The 14,333-nt window shown below is 51.7% G+C and carries 12 protein-coding genes; 3 read left to right on the top strand and 9 right to left on the bottom strand.

Annotation, left to right across the window (positions count from 1 at the left end):
* Window positions 1–56: 56 nt before the first annotated feature.
* The gene (locus AC4IBF_RS09345; protein ID WP_086379783.1) at window positions 57–230 is read right to left on the bottom strand and encodes a YciY family protein; all 174 of its coding nucleotides are present in this window, start codon (window positions 228–230) and stop codon (window positions 57–59) included.
* A gap of 144 nt (window positions 231–374) precedes the next feature.
* Between AC4IBF_RS09345 and cls the strand changes: the two genes are divergently transcribed.
* Window positions 375–1,835, top strand: a complete 1,461-nt coding sequence (gene cls, locus AC4IBF_RS09340; protein WP_008502791.1) for a cardiolipin synthase — start codon at window positions 375–377, stop codon at window positions 1,833–1,835.
* A gap of 33 nt (window positions 1,836–1,868) precedes the next feature.
* On the top strand, window positions 1,869–2,198 hold the full coding sequence (locus AC4IBF_RS09335) for an HI1450 family dsDNA-mimic protein (protein ID WP_006810881.1): 330 nt from the start codon (window positions 1,869–1,871) through the stop codon (window positions 2,196–2,198).
* A gap of 31 nt (window positions 2,199–2,229) precedes the next feature.
* Here AC4IBF_RS09335 and AC4IBF_RS09330 read toward each other — a convergent pair whose 3' ends face one another.
* The 7 genes from AC4IBF_RS09330 to AC4IBF_RS09300 all read right to left on the bottom strand — a co-directional run bounded on the left by AC4IBF_RS09330 (window position 2,230) and on the right by AC4IBF_RS09300 (window position 10,115).
* Window positions 2,230–3,099 (bottom strand): ion transporter, encoded by an 870-nt coding sequence (locus AC4IBF_RS09330; RefSeq protein ID WP_172621915.1) that lies wholly within the window; start codon window positions 3,097–3,099, stop codon window positions 2,230–2,232.
* Between the two features lie 14 nt (window positions 3,100–3,113).
* Window positions 3,114–4,118, bottom strand: coding sequence for a murein tripeptide/oligopeptide ABC transporter ATP-binding protein OppF (oppF, locus tag AC4IBF_RS09325; protein ID WP_045404928.1), 1,005 nt, complete (start codon window positions 4,116–4,118; stop codon window positions 3,114–3,116).
* Window positions 4,115–5,128 (bottom strand): ABC transporter ATP-binding protein, encoded by a 1,014-nt coding sequence (locus AC4IBF_RS09320; RefSeq protein WP_008502788.1) that lies wholly within the window; start codon window positions 5,126–5,128, stop codon window positions 4,115–4,117. The genes oppF and AC4IBF_RS09320 overlap by 4 nt, the downstream gene beginning before the upstream one ends.
* A gap of 11 nt (window positions 5,129–5,139) precedes the next feature.
* Window positions 5,140–6,048 carry an oligopeptide ABC transporter permease OppC gene (gene oppC, locus AC4IBF_RS09315; protein WP_252093091.1) on the bottom strand — a complete coding sequence of 303 codons (909 nt, stop codon included), beginning with the start codon at window positions 6,046–6,048 and terminating at the stop codon, window positions 5,140–5,142.
* 12 nt (window positions 6,049–6,060) lie between these two features.
* Window positions 6,061–6,981, bottom strand: a complete 921-nt coding sequence (oppB, locus tag AC4IBF_RS09310) for an oligopeptide ABC transporter permease OppB (protein ID WP_008502786.1) — start codon at window positions 6,979–6,981, stop codon at window positions 6,061–6,063.
* Between the two features lie 84 nt (window positions 6,982–7,065).
* On the bottom strand, window positions 7,066–8,697 hold the full coding sequence (gene oppA / locus AC4IBF_RS09305) for an oligopeptide ABC transporter substrate-binding protein OppA (RefSeq protein ID WP_095449162.1): 1,632 nt from the start codon (window positions 8,695–8,697) through the stop codon (window positions 7,066–7,068).
* Between the two features lie 770 nt (window positions 8,698–9,467).
* Window positions 9,468–10,115, bottom strand: coding sequence for a YchE family NAAT transporter (locus tag AC4IBF_RS09300; RefSeq protein ID WP_008502784.1), 648 nt, complete (start codon window positions 10,113–10,115; stop codon window positions 9,468–9,470).
* A 478-nt stretch (window positions 10,116–10,593) separates the two neighbouring features.
* Here AC4IBF_RS09300 and adhE point away from each other — a divergent pair, with 478 nt between their 5' ends.
* Window positions 10,594–13,272: a bifunctional acetaldehyde-CoA/alcohol dehydrogenase gene (gene adhE, locus AC4IBF_RS09295; RefSeq protein WP_059446810.1), complete on the top strand. Its 2,679-nt coding sequence runs from the start codon at window positions 10,594–10,596 to the stop codon at window positions 13,270–13,272.
* A 68-nt stretch (window positions 13,273–13,340) separates the two neighbouring features.
* On the opposite strand, the gene tdk is transcribed toward adhE, so the two are convergent.
* Window positions 13,341–13,955, bottom strand: a complete 615-nt coding sequence (tdk, locus tag AC4IBF_RS09290; protein ID WP_111965933.1) for a thymidine kinase — start codon at window positions 13,953–13,955, stop codon at window positions 13,341–13,343.
* Between the last annotated feature and the right edge of the window lie 378 nt (window positions 13,956–14,333).

Below are 14,333 nucleotides of genomic sequence, written 5' to 3'. Positions count from 1 at the left end.
CAAAAAATCAGACGCTATAAAATCAGCGGGCACCAGTTACGGTGCCCTCATGTTTCTCAGATATCCTGGACTGCGAACAGCAACGCATTGCGGTGCCGCGTCAATCCACATTTTCTGATGGCGTGAATACGCATATTGCGGCGGGATTGTGCTTCCAGCCAACGAGCCTTGCGACGACTCACCTGTCGCAACATGCGCCAGCGCCCTACTTCTGTTCTACTGCGCTTCATGTCTACAACTCTTAAACTAACTGAGCCGCCATTATAAACCCAACCCGGCAGCAAACCAGCGCTTTTACCTGGCGTTTTTATTTGCCAGATGAATCCTGATGCGTACACTCATAACAATACGCTTTCAAAAGGATTTTTTTACCTATGACAACCTTCTACACCGTGGTGAGTTGGCTGGTCATTCTGGGATACTGGCTGTTAATCGCGGGTGTGACATTACGCATCCTGATGAAGCGCAGAGCCGTACCCTCTGCCATGGCCTGGCTTCTGATCATTTACATCCTCCCGCTGGTGGGAATTATTGCCTATCTCTCTTTTGGTGAGCTTCATCTTGGTAAACGCCGTGCCGAGCGCGCCCGTGCCATGTGGCCCTCCACCGCGAAGTGGCTGAACGATCTTAAAGCCTGCAAACATATTTTTGCCGAGGAGAACAGCAGCGTCGCCTCCTCACTGTTTAAGCTGTGCGAGCGCCGCCAGGGGATTGGCGGCGTTAAGGGCAATCAACTGCAGCTGCTGACCTCGTCTGACGACGTCATGCAGGCGTTAATCCGCGATATTCAGCTGGCTCGTCATAATATCGAGATGGTTTTTTATATCTGGCAGCCCGGCGGGATGGCTGACCAGGTCGCTGAGTCGCTGATGGCCGCCGCGCGGCGCGGCATTCATTGCCGCCTGATGCTTGACTCCGCGGGTAGCGTGGCATTTTTCCGTAGCCCCTGGGCGGGCATGATGCGTAATGCCGGGATCGAAGTGGTTGAAGCGCTGAAGGTGAATCTCCTGCGCGTGTTTCTGCGCCGGATGGATCTCCGCCAGCATCGCAAAATGATCATGATCGATAACTATATTGCCTACACCGGCAGCATGAACATGGTCGACCCGCGCTTCTTCAAACAGGACTCAGGAGTAGGTCAATGGGTTGATTTGATGGCGCGAATGGAGGGGCCGATTGCCACCTCGATGGGCATCGTTTATTCCTGCGACTGGGAGATTGAAACCGGCAAGCGTATCCTGCCGCCGCCGCCGGACGGCAATATTATGCCGTTTGAGGAGGCCAGCGGTCATACCATTCATACCATTGCTTCCGGGCCGGGCTTCCCGGAGGACTTGATCCATCAGGCGCTGCTGACGGCAACCTACTCGGCGCGTGAATATCTGATCATGACGACGCCCTACTTTGTCCCCAGCGACGACCTCCTGCACGCCATCTGTACAGCCGCGCAGCGCGGTGTCGATGTGAGCATCATTTTGCCGCGCAAAAATGACTCTCTCCTGGTGGGCTGGGCCAGCCGGGCATTCTTTAGCGAACTGCTGGCCGCCGGGGTGAAAATTTACCAGTTTGAAGGCGGATTGCTCCACACCAAGAGCGTGCTCGTCGACGGTGAGCTGAGCCTGGTGGGCACGGTCAACCTGGATATGCGCAGCCTGTGGCTCAACTTTGAAATCACGCTGGTCATTGATGATGCCGGCTTTGGCGGCGATCTCGCGGCGGTGCAGGATGATTATATCTCCCGCTCGCGTCTGCTGGATGCCAGACTGTGGGTAAAACGTCCGCTGTGGCAGAGAATTGCCGAACGACTGTTTTACTTCTTTAGTCCGTTGCTGTAAAACGTGCCCAACGATGTTAAACAGGTAGTCATCATGGAAATGGATCTGAACAATCGCCTGACCGAAGACGAAACGCTCGAGCAGGCCTATGACATTTTTCTCGAACTGGCGGTTGATAACCTCGATCCCGCAGACGTGATCCTTTTTAATCTGCAGTTCGAAGAGCGCGGCGGTGCCGAGCTGTTTGACCCTTCAGAAGACTGGGCTGAGCATGTGGATTTCGACCTGAACCCTGACTTTTTTGCCGAAGTGGTAATTGGGCTGGCAGATGAAGACGGTGGTGAAATTAACGATATTTTCGCTCGCGTCCTGCTGTGTCGAGAGAAAGACCATAAGCTGTGCCATATACTCTGGCGCGAATAATAAAAAAGGCTGCGATTGCAGCCTTTTTTATTTACTCCGGCAATTTATTGCCACAGCGATGACAAAACCGCGCGTCGTGTTCATGTTCACCCTGCTGGCAATGAGGACACTTGCGCTGCTGCTTGCGGCTCTGAAACGCGCTGCTCATGTGTGTGGTAATAAGTCCAGTCGGAATGGCAATCACCGAATAGCCAATCAAAATCAGCACTGACGCCACAATGCGGCCCAGCGGCGTGTGGGGAGTAATATCACCATAACCCACGGTCGTGACGGTCACAATCGCCCAGTAGACGGAGGCATTGAGCGTCGTAAAGCCATATTTGGGTCCTTCTATTAAATACATCAGCGCGCCAAAAACAATCATGACGATGGCGATAAACGAGTAGAACAGAATGAGCTGATGCCGTGCGCTGACGATTGCACTCCAGAACACGCGTAATGAGGGCATAAAACGCAGTAATTTCAGAATACGTAATACGCGAATAACGCGCATCGCTCGCCAGGCAAAGACATAGCTCAGGCTGATTTCCGGCCACAGCCACATGACGTAGAGCGGCAGAATGGTGGCTAAATCAATAAATCCCCAGAAGCTGAAAACATATCGGGCCGGGTTGGGCCAGGCTATTACCCGGAGGAGATATTCAGCGGTAAAAACCAGGGTAATCGCCAGCTCAAGCCAGACAAAGATGTGCCATTCGTCAAACGTCAGGTGATATTGCGTCCCGGCACCCGATTCAATAAAGATGACGACCACGCTGAGAAGCGCAAATAAACCGCAAAGACCTTCGAAGCGTCGTCCGGATACCGTTTCAGGATCGAATAAAAAATGATAAAGCCGCCGACGGGCTGACGTGAATAAACGCGACACGATTACCTCGCAAAAAATAAGGGCTGACATCATGTCAGCCCTTGCGATTATAACGGGTCTACTTTCAGGCAGGAAACCGCATGTCGGAAACTGCCTTCCAGAACCGGACGCGTTTTCGCGCATTCCGGCCCGGCCATTGGGCAGCGCGTGCGGAAGACGCAGCCCGACGGCGGGTTAATCGGTGAGGGCAATTCACCTTCCAGCAGCTGGATGGTCTTATTCTTTTCCAGATCCGGATCGGGGATTGGCACAGCGGACATCAGCGCTTTGGTGTAAGGGTGCAGCGGATTGTGGTACACCTCGTCATAGGTACCCAGCTCCACGGCGTGACCCAGATACATCACCAGCACGCGGTCTGAAATGTGTTTCACTACGGCCAGGTCATGCGCGATGAAGATCAGCGACAGCCCCATTTCACGCTGCAGCTTCTGCAGCAGGTTAACCACCTGTGCCTGAATGGACACGTCCAGCGCGGAAACCGGCTCGTCGCAGATAATCAGCTTCGGCTCGAGGATCAGCGCACGGGCGATACCAATACGCTGGCACTGGCCGCCGGAGAATTCGTGCGGGTAGCGGTTGATGAGGTTAGGCAACAGGCCGACTTTCATCATCATCGCCTTAACGCGATCGCGCACTTCCTGACGAGACATCTTCGGATGATAGGTCCGCAGCGGCTCGGCAATAATCTCGCCGATGGTCATACGCGGGTTTAACGACGCCAGCGGATCCTGGAAAATCATCTGGATATCGCTGCGCACCTCGCGCCACTCGTCGGGTTTCATGCCCAGCAGATCTTTACCCAGCCAGGCCACTTTGCCGTCGGTCGCTTTTACCAGACCGATAATGGCGCGCGCAAAGGTCGATTTACCGCAGCCGGACTCTCCGACCACGCCCAGGGTTTCCCCTTCGTACAGGCGCAGCGTAACGCCATCCACCGCTTTCAGGGTCTTCGACGGCTGCCAGAACCACTGTTTTCCGTCTTTAATGTCGAAATGCACCTTAAGGTCAGCAATTTCGAGCAGCACGTTGCGTTTTTCATCTAATGCGTTCATACCAGTTCCTCCTGCGGCTTAAAGCAGGCGCGCAGACGGCCTGGTGCAAACTCTTCCAGCGGCGGAGCGCTGTTGCAGATTTCCATCGCGTGCGGGCAGCGCGGCTGGAACGGACAGCCTTTCGGCAGGCGCAGCAGGTTTGGCGGGTTGCCAGGAATGGTGAGCAGGGATTCCCCTTCCGCATCAAGACGCGGCACCGCGTTCAGCAGGCCAATGGAGTACGGGTGAGCTGGCTGATAGAAGACATCGCGCGCTTTGCCATATTCCATCGTTCGCCCGGCGTACATTACCAGCACTTTGTCACAGATGCCCGCCACCACGCCCAGGTCGTGGGTAATCATGATAATCGCCGTGTTGAACTCACGCTTCAGCTCGTTCAACAGGGTCATGATTTGCGCCTGAACGGTAACGTCCAGCGCGGTAGTAGGTTCATCGGCAATCAGCAGCTTAGGCCGGCAGAGCAGCGCCATCGCAATCATCACGCGCTGACGCATACCGCCAGAGAACTCGTGCGGGAACATGCGCATGCGCTTGCGTGCCTCCGGCATTTTCACCGCATCGAGCATTTTGACCGACTCTTCAAAGGCTTCGGCTTTGCCCAGACCTTTGTGCAGCATCAGGACTTCCATCAGCTGCTCACCAACGCGCATGTACGGGTTCAGAGAAGTCATCGGATCCTGGAAAATCATCGAGATCTGTTCGGCGCGCAGCTTGTTCAGCTCTTGCTCCGGCAGGTTAAGGATTTCACGACCGTTAAATTTCGCGGAGCCCCCAATCACGCCGTTAGCAGCCAGCAGGCCCATTAACGCAAAGGCGGTCTGAGATTTCCCGGAACCGGATTCACCGACGATGCCGAGCGTTTCACCCGCGCGCAGGTTGAAGTTGAGATCGTTCACGGCGGTGACATCCCCGTCCGGAGTCTTAAAGGTGACGCGAAGATCTTTTACGTCCAGCAGAAGGTCGCTCCGCTGCTGCGCCTGTGGCGCGGTTGCCGTTTCAATAATTGTCATGACGGCGCTCCTTAACGGTCTTTCGGGTCGAGGGCATCACGCAGGCCATCGCCGATAAAGTTAAAACAAAACAGGGTAACGACCAGGAAACCCGCCGGATAAAGCAGCAGCCACGGAGACACTTCCATTGAGTTTGCGCCATCGCTCAGCAGCGCGCCCCAGCTGCTCAGCGGCTCTTGTGTACCGAGACCCAGGAAGCTCAGGAAAGATTCAAACAGGATCATGCTTGGCACCAGCAGCGAGGCATAGACCACCACCACGCCCAGCACGTTAGGAACGATATGGCGAACCACGATATTGCCGGTAGAGACACCGCCGACCTGCGCGGCTTCGATAAACTCTTTGCGTTTGAGGCTCAGCGTCTGGCCGCGAACAATACGCGCCATATCCAGCCATGACACCATCCCGATGGCCACGAAGATCAGCAGGATATTCTGACCAAAGAAGGTCACCAGCAGGATGACGAAGAACATAAACGGGAAGGAGTTAAGGATTTCAAGCAGACGCATCATCACCGAGTCCACTTTGCCGCCAAGGTAGCCGGACAGAGAGCCATAGAGCGTCCCCACGATCACCGCCACCAGAGCGGCAGCAATACCGACCATCAGAGAGATACGGCCACCGATAGCGACACGCACCAGCAGATCGCGTCCGGATGAATCCGTGCCAAAATAGTGGCCTGATTCCATATCCGGCGCGCTGGACATCATGCCCCAGTCGGTGTCGAAATAGGTAAATTGCGACAGCATCGGCGCCAGGATCACAAACAGCGCGATGATCACCAGAACCACCAGACTCGCAACCGCCGCGCGGTTGTGCATAAAGCGACGGCGCGCGTCCTGCCAGAGGCTACGACCTTCCACTTCCAGTTTTTCACTGAAGTTTTCCAGCGCCTCGCTGTTTTTCTTACTCAACATCATGGCGTGCTCCAGTTAGTAACGGATTTTCGGGTCGATGACGGCGTACAGGACATCAACGATAGCGTTAAAGAGAATGGTCAGCGCACCGACGAGAATAGTCAGGCTCAGTACCAGCGAATAGTCGCGGTTAAGCGCGCCGTTAACAAACAGCTGGCCGATGCCCGGCAGGCCGTAAATTGTTTCGATAACCATCGAGCCGGTAATGATCCCGACGAATGCCGGTCCCATGTAGGAGAGCACGGGCAACAGTGCCGGCTTAAGCGCGTGGCGGAAGATAATCCGACGCATCGGCAGCCCTTTAGCACGCGCGGTACGAATGAAGTTCGAGTGCAGCACTTCGATCATTGAACCACGGGTGATACGCGCGATACTGGCGATGTACGCCAGAGATAATGCCACCATCGGCAATATCATGAACTTCAATGCCCCGCCGTTCCAGCCGCCGCCAGGCAGCCACTTCAGCGTAATGGCAAATATCATCACCAGTAATGGCGCAACAACGAAGCTGGGTATGACTACCCCGGTCATCGCCACCCCCATTACGGCATAATCCCATTTGGTATTTTGTCTGAGCGCGGCGATAACGCCTGCGGTGACCCCGAAAACGATCGCCAGAATGAATGCCGCAGCACCCAATTTCGCCGAAACCGGGAAGCTGGAGGCCACCAGGTCGTTAACGGAATAGTCTTTATATTTAAATGACGGTCCAAAATCACCGTGGGCCAGCTGCTTCAGGTAATTGAAGTACTGGGTGGAGATAGGATCGTTCAAGTGGTATTTCGCTTCGATATTCGCCATGACTTCAGGCGGCAGCGTACGCTCACCGGTAAATGGACTGCCCGGCGCAAGACGCATCATGAAGAAGGAAATCGTGATGAGAATAAATAGCGTTGGAATCGCTTCAAGACAGCGACGTAGGATAAATTTCAACATTGCCCGTACCTTCTGGCGTGTGCCTATATTATGTGACGTTGGTTAGACACCGTGGGGCGAGCATGCCCGCCCCACTCATTGCCATTAATGCTTGATAATATACAAGTTTTTAACGTAGATATTATCCATCGGGTCTTTACCGGTATATCCACCTACCCAGGGTTTCACCAGACGGGCGTTAACGTAGTAGTAAACCGGAACGATCGCGGAATCTTTATCCAGCTGCTGCTCGGCTTTAGAGTACAGTTCAGTACGCTGTGCTTCGTCAGTGGTTTTCAGCGTGTCGGCGATCAGCTTGTCAAACGCCGGGCTCTTATAGTGCGCGGTGTTGTTTGAGCTGTCACTCAGCATGGTGTTCAGGAAGGAGGTCGGTTCGTTATAGTCCGCACACCAGCCAGCACGCGCCACGTCAAAGGTGCCCTGATGACGGCTGTCGAGGAAGGTCTTCCACTCCTGGTTCTCCAGCTTCACGTTCGCGCCCAGGTTCTTTTTCCAGATCGAGGCGACGGCGATAGCCAGTTTTTTGTGCAGATCGGAGGTGTTGTACAAGAGGCTGAAGGTTAGCGGCTTATCTGCGGTGTAGCCCGCTTCGGCCAGCAGTTTCTTCGCTTCCGCGTTACGCTGTTCCTGAGTCTGTTTGAACCACTCTGGCTCGGTCAGTTTTGCGCCATCGGTGTATGGAGGGGTATAGCTGTACGCCGGCAGATCGCCCTGGTTTTTCACTTTGTTGACGATGATATCGCGATCCAGTGCCAGCTTCAGCGCGGTACGAACACGTACGTCGGTAAACGGTGCTTTCTGGTTGTTGATTTCATAGTAATAGGTGCACAGGTACGGATCGACGTGAACTTCTTTAGGGATCTCTTTCTTCAGTTTCTGGAACAGCTCAATCGGCATGTTGTTATAGGTCATGTCGATTTCACCGCTGCGGTAGCGGTTAACGTCAGTCACTTCGGACGAAATTGGCAGGTAGGTCACCTGATTAATAACGGTTTTAGCGTTGTCCCAGTATTGCGGGTTACGCTCAAGCACCATACGCTCGTTGACCACCCAGTCTTTCAGCTTATAGGCACCGTTGGTCACGATATTGGCAGGCTGGGTCCATTTTTCACCAAATTTTTCCACGGCGGATTTTGGTACCGGAGAGACGGACGGGTGAACCAGCAGCTTATAGAAGTACGGAACAGGTTCGCTCAACGTCACTTCAAAGGTATTGGCATCGATCGCTTTTACGCCCAGGTCGGTAACAGGTTTTTTGCCCGCGATGATGTCATCAATATTGGCAATGTGGCCATATTGCAGGTAGCTCGCATACGGAGAGGCGGTGGTTGGATTCGCCAGACGCTGCCAGCTATAAACGAAATCTTCGGCTGTGACCGGTGTACCGTCGGACCATTTCGCATCTTTACGCAGATGGAAGGTCCAGACTTTGAAATCTTTGTTTTCCCATTTTTCTGCTACACCCGGCGCCGGGTGGCCGTCTACGTCTGTTACCAGCAGGCCTTCGAACAGGTCGCGGTTAACGTTAGACTCAGGAACACCTTCAATTTTGTGCGGATCAAGAGACTGAACTTCCGCACCGTTGTTACGCACCAGCGTCTGTTTCTCAGCCAGTTGAACACCTGCAGGAACGTCCGCAGCCATTGCAGCGTTGCCCGCGATTAGCGCAGTTAAAATCCCCGCCGCTACCAGATTTTTTTTTGTGATGATGGACATTGTGTTGGTACTCCACTCATTATAATGACTGGCCTTCGCCAGCTGTGTAATCCCCTGTTGGGGCCTGTACAGCGCAGGAGTTTTTTTTGCTGCTGTCAGGTTCTTCTTTTACTGCTTGCTATCACCGACTTTTTTATTACTGACCGCTCGTATGGCCGTCTTGCGTCGATTCTTAACAGGCCTCCCCTGTTTGAGACCTGCGATGGATATCTGAGAAGAGAACCATATGAAAATAATTCTCATCTGCTTGTTTTATGCTGCAAAATATTAGGCCGGAAAGTATCAAATGGCGTAAACGCGCGCCAATACATTTTGCAAATTTGTTAAGCAATTCTCTTTTACGGTGAGTACCGTATCGTTGAGGGCAGCCTTGCCGGATATCGAACATCACTAAAAAAACATGATATTCAATAGGATAGAGAAAATTATCTCTACAAGCGCGTCGCTGCGCTATCATCGAGTGATTTTGTACAAAAATTTAACAACTGGTTATTATTTAGCACATTCATCTAGGGGAATGTTGAAATTACTAATATCATTTCGGTTATCTCTCAGCAAGCCCCAGAGTATCATGTGAGTAAAATAACAGAGCGATCGAAGATTTTCTGTGCAGGCGGGTTTTAAGGGGATTAATAACTTATTGAAATACAAGTAATGAACATTATTAGTAGAATTTATTATGATATGTGAGCATTTCAACTTTAGTTATAGGATTTACTGATAATGACGTAAAAAAACGGAGCCGTTGCTCCGTTCTTTCATACGAAATATCAGTGCAGCAAACCGGGGAAAATGCTTTTAATTCCCGTCACGATAAATTCAATCCCTAACGCCATCAACAGCAGGCCCATGATACGCGTTATGACGTTAATTCCCGTCTGCCCCAACAGGCGTACAAGCCAGGGTGCCATGCGGAACACTCCCCAACAGCAGAGCGCAAAAATAGCAATGGCGACGGAAAAACCAATCAGGTGCATCAGGCTATGGTAACGCGTGCCCCAGACAATGGTTGAACTGATGGCGCCAGGGCCAGCCATGAGCGGTAAGGCCAGTGGCACCACGCCAATACTTTCGCGGATGGCGGTTTCTGACTTCTCCTGCTTGTTCTGTTTATCCTCGCCCAGCTTACCGCTGATCATGGACATAGCGATGGTCACGACCAGGATCCCACCCGCAATGCGGAAAGAATCAATTGAAATCCCGAACAGCTGAAGAATCGTGTCTCCGAGAAAAAGGGAGGTCAACAATATGATAGCGACCGACAGGTTAGCGGTAAGGTTGGTCTTGTTCCTGGCCGCCGCCGTCTGGTAACTCGTCATACTAATGAAGACTGGAATGATCCCCACCGGGTTGACCAGGGCAAACAAACCAATAAAAAATTTAAAATACGTTGGAAAATCAAAGAGCGTTTGGATCACGTTTTGCTCCGCTTATACACATGCCCGGGACTGACAATTTGTCGTGAGAAATCGCGCTGAAGATACCCTTTTTATCAGCATACTTCACTTGAAATCTGTACCAAAACGTTATCATTTCAGGATGTTAAACAGATGTATAATCAATGATAGTGCTGCTTCCAATACTTACTTAATTATTTAACACTGGAAAAATCTCAAAGAAATAACCCTGCTGAAAGGTATCAGCTTGGGGAAAAATTGACACAGATCATGATTTCAGTACTCAGAAGTGAGTAATCTTGGTTACACCCCCAGGGAGGTCACCTGACAAAAAGGGATGATGCTAAGGTAAGGCTCTTTTAGTAAATTAGTGTGCTGACGCAGAAAGTAACTCTTTGTTTTACTTTGTGTTACGCAAGTCGTATCGGCTCTGTCTATACTGTGTGACGTATCGAGCGCTGGTTTACTAAAAGAGTTTAAACATTATCAGGAGAGCATTATGGCTGTTACTAATATCGCTGAACTGAACGCCCTCGTCGAGCGCGTTAAAAAAGCCCAGCGTGAATATGCCAATTTCACCCAAGAACAGGTTGATAAAATCTTCCGCGCGGCCGCACTGGCTGCTGCAGATGCTCGAATCCCTCTCGCTAAAATGGCCGTTGCCGAATCCGGCATGGGTATCGTGGAAGATAAAGTGATTAAAAACCACTTCGCTTCCGAGTATATCTACAACGCCTATAAAGATGAGAAAACCTGTGGCGTGCTGTCCGAAGACGACACCTTCGGTACCATCACCATCGCTGAACCTATCGGCATCATCTGCGGTATCGTTCCGACCACTAACCCAACGTCTACTGCTATCTTCAAATCACTGATTAGCCTGAAGACCCGTAACGCAATCATCTTCTCTCCACATCCACGTGCGAAAGATGCGACTAACAAAGCTGCGGATATCGTCCTTCAGGCGGCGATCGCTGCTGGTGCACCAAAAGATCTGATTGGCTGGATCGACCAACCTTCCGTTGAGCTCTCCAATGCGCTGATGCATCACCCGGACATTAACCTGATCCTGGCGACCGGTGGTCCTGGCATGGTTAAAGCCGCATACAGCTCCGGTAAACCAGCGATCGGTGTTGGCGCCGGTAACACACCTGTTGTTATCGACGAAACCGCTGACATCAAACGTGCCGTTGCGTCTGTACTGATGTCTAAAACCTTCGATAACGGCGTTATCTGTGCATCTGAACAGTCTGTTGTTGTCGTAGACTCTGTTTACGACGCCGTTCGTGAACGTTTCGCCAGCCACGGCGGCTACCTGCTGCAGGGCAAAGAGCTGAAAGCAGTTCAGGACATTATCCTGAAAAATGGCGCGCTGAACGCCGCTATCGTGGGTCAGCCAGCGTACAAAATCGCTGAACTTGCAGGCTTTACCGTCCCGGCTACAACCAAAATCCTGATCGGTGAAGTGAAAGTTGTCGACGAGAGCGAGCCGTTTGCACACGAAAAACTGTCTCCTACGCTTGCCATGTACCGTGCGAAAGATTTCGAAGACGCGGTAGAGAAAGCTGAGAAGCTGGTTGCCATGGGCGGTATCGGTCACACGTCTTGCCTGTACACCGACCAGGATAACCAGCCAGAACGCGTCGCTCACTTCGGTCAGATGATGAAAACTGCGCGTATCCTGATCAACACCCCTGCTTCCCAGGGTGGTATCGGTGACCTTTACAACTTCAAACTCGCACCTTCCCTGACTCTGGGTTGTGGTTCCTGGGGTGGTAACTCCATCTCTGAAAACGTTGGTCCAAAACACCTGATCAACAAGAAAACCGTTGCTAAGCGAGCTGAAAACATGTTGTGGCACAAACTTCCGAAATCTATCTACTTCCGCCGTGGCTCACTGCCAATCGCGCTGGATGAAGTGATTACTGATGGCCACAAACGTGCGCTCATCGTGACTGACCGTTTCCTGTTCAACAACGGCTACGCTGACCAGATCACCTCTGTGCTGAAAGCGGCTGGCGTTGAAACTGAAGTGTTCTTTGAAGTTGAAGCTGACCCTACCCTGAGCGTTGTACGTAAAGGTGCTGAGCTGGCTAACTCCTTCAAACCAGATGTGATTATCGCACTGGGCGGTGGTTCCCCAATGGATGCCGCGAAAATCATGTGGGTCATGTACGAGCACCCTGAAACCCACTTCGAAGAACTGGCGCTGCGCTTTATGGATATCCGTAAACGTATCTACAAGTTCCCGAAAATGGGCGTAAAAGCCAAAATGATCGCGGTAACCACTACTTCCGGTACCGGTTCAGAAGTTACACCATTTGCGGTAGTAACAGACGATGCGACAGGTCAGAAATACCCGCTGGCTGACTACGCGCTGACCCCAGACATGGCTATCGTTGATGCAAACCTGGTCATGGAAATGCCTAAGTCACTGTGTGCGTTCGGTGGTCTGGATGCGGTAACTCACGCCCTGGAAGCCTACGTTTCTGTACTGGCATCTGAGTTCTCTGACGGTCAGGCTCTGCAGGCTCTGAAACTGCTGAAAGAAAACCTGCCAGCGTCCTACAATGAAGGGTCTAAAAACCCGGTAGCACGTGAACGCGTTCACAGTGCAGCAACCATCGCAGGTATCGCGTTTGCCAACGCCTTCCTGGGTGTTTGCCACTCAATGGCGCACAAACTGGGCTCACAGTTCCACATTCCTCACGGTCTGGCGAACGCCCTGTTGATCAGCAACGTTATCCGTTATAACGCTAACGACAACCCAACTAAACAGACTGCTTTCAGCCAGTACGACCGTCCACAAGCACGTCGTCGCTATGCTGAAATCGCTGACCACCTTGGTCTGAGCGCACCGGGCGACCGTACTGCTGCGAAGATTGAGAAACTGCTGGCATGGCTGGAAAGCCTGAAAGCTGAGCTGGGTATTCCTAAATCTATCCGTGAAGCAGGCGTTCAGGAAGCTGACTTCCTCGCTCATGTAGATAAGCTGTCTGAAGATGCCTTCGATGACCAGTGTACTGGTGCTAACCCGCGCTACCCACTGATCTCCGAGCTGAAACAGATTCTGCTGGATACCTACTATGGTCGTGAGTTCAAAGAAGGTGATGTTGCCGCTGTGAAAACAGAAGTTCCTGTCATCAAAGCTGACAAGAAAGCGAAGAAAAGCGCTTAATTGACAGCAGCAGATGAAAAACCCGCCTTATTGGCGGGTTTTTTTATGTCTGAATAACAAGACTGACATTATTTTCTGTTGTCGTGCTGAATCGCCGTCAGCGAGCCTACAGACAACGCTTCTTTATAATGCTTACGGCAGACCGAAACATAGCGTTCATTACCGCCTATCACCACCTGCTCACCATCTGCATAAGGTTTACCGGCCTGGTCAAGACGAAGCACCATACTGGCTTTGCGACCGCAGAAGCAGATTGTTTTCAATTCAACAAGTTTATCCGACCAAGCAAGCAAATACTGACTCCCGGCAAAGAGCTCACCGCGAAAATCCGTGCGCAGACCGTAACAAAGAACGGGGATATCAAGCTCATCGACCACTTCTGACAGGGCATATACCTGTTCACGCGTCAGAAACTGGCTCTCATCGACCAAGACACAGTGAATCGGCTGCGCAGCATGTTCTGCATGAATGTCTTCAAACAGATCGGTTTTCGGGTTAAAAAGCCTCGCAGGCGACGAGAGTCCTATTCTTGAGCTCACCTTACCTGCGCCAAAGCGATCGTCAATTTCAGCCGTATAAACAACGGTACGCATCCCGCGCTCCTGGTAATTGTACGAGGATTGCAGCAACGCGGTGGATTTCCCGGCATTCATTGCCGAATAGTAGAAATAAAGTTGTGCCATTGGCCGTAAAACCCTAATCAATGTGTAATATTCCCGATGAGTCATTGTACCATATTTTGTCTGGTCATCAGCGATGTAGCACACAGGGGAAGCGTTTCAGCGCGGAGTTTACAACCTTCTTTTCATGAAAATAACCCGTTAAAACATGTAGTAAACGCCCTCTCCTCGGCCAATATGTTATATGTTCAGCAAAACATAACACTGCTTTTTATAGTGGAATCCCCGTTCATTAAAATTCACTATTTATTAACTATTTCAGTCTTAACATCACGGAGGGGAACTAATACAAAAGGCTGATATTTCTCCGCCGCAACTATAATTCCTGCGGGAAATGTCACAAAAAAAAGACACAATCGACCGGGTTAAGCAGCTTCCGGT

Source organism: Enterobacter sp. Taxon_8, assembly GCF_058354585.1.
This window is presented reverse-complemented; position numbering and strand designations above follow the sequence as displayed.

Excerpts from the sequence above, each read along its gene's own strand:
- oppC (WP_252093091.1), bottom strand. The coding sequence starts at position 6,048 with ATGATGTTGAGTAAGAAAAACAGCGAGGCGCTGGAAAACTTCAGTGAA.
- adhE (WP_059446810.1), top strand. The coding sequence starts at position 10,594 with ATGGCTGTTACTAATATCGCTGAACTGAACGCCCTCGTCGAGCGCGTT.
- oppF (WP_045404928.1), bottom strand. The coding sequence starts at position 4,118 with ATGAACGCATTAGATGAAAAACGCAACGTGCTGCTCGAAATTGCTGAC.
- AC4IBF_RS09330 (WP_172621915.1), bottom strand. The coding sequence starts at position 3,099 with ATGATGTCAGCCCTTATTTTTTGCGAGGTAATCGTGTCGCGTTTATTC.
- oppB (WP_008502786.1), bottom strand. The coding sequence starts at position 6,981 with ATGTTGAAATTTATCCTACGTCGCTGTCTTGAAGCGATTCCAACGCTA.
- cls (WP_008502791.1), top strand. The coding sequence starts at position 375 with ATGACAACCTTCTACACCGTGGTGAGTTGGCTGGTCATTCTGGGATAC.
- tdk (WP_111965933.1), bottom strand. The coding sequence starts at position 13,955 with ATGGCACAACTTTATTTCTACTATTCGGCAATGAATGCCGGGAAATCC.
- oppA (WP_095449162.1), bottom strand. The coding sequence starts at position 8,697 with ATGTCCATCATCACAAAAAAAAATCTGGTAGCGGCGGGGATTTTAACT.
- AC4IBF_RS09335 (WP_006810881.1), top strand. The coding sequence starts at position 1,869 with ATGGAAATGGATCTGAACAATCGCCTGACCGAAGACGAAACGCTCGAG.
- AC4IBF_RS09320 (WP_008502788.1), bottom strand. The coding sequence starts at position 5,128 with ATGACAATTATTGAAACGGCAACCGCGCCACAGGCGCAGCAGCGGAGC.
- AC4IBF_RS09345 (WP_086379783.1), bottom strand. The coding sequence starts at position 230 with ATGAAGCGCAGTAGAACAGAAGTAGGGCGCTGGCGCATGTTGCGACAG.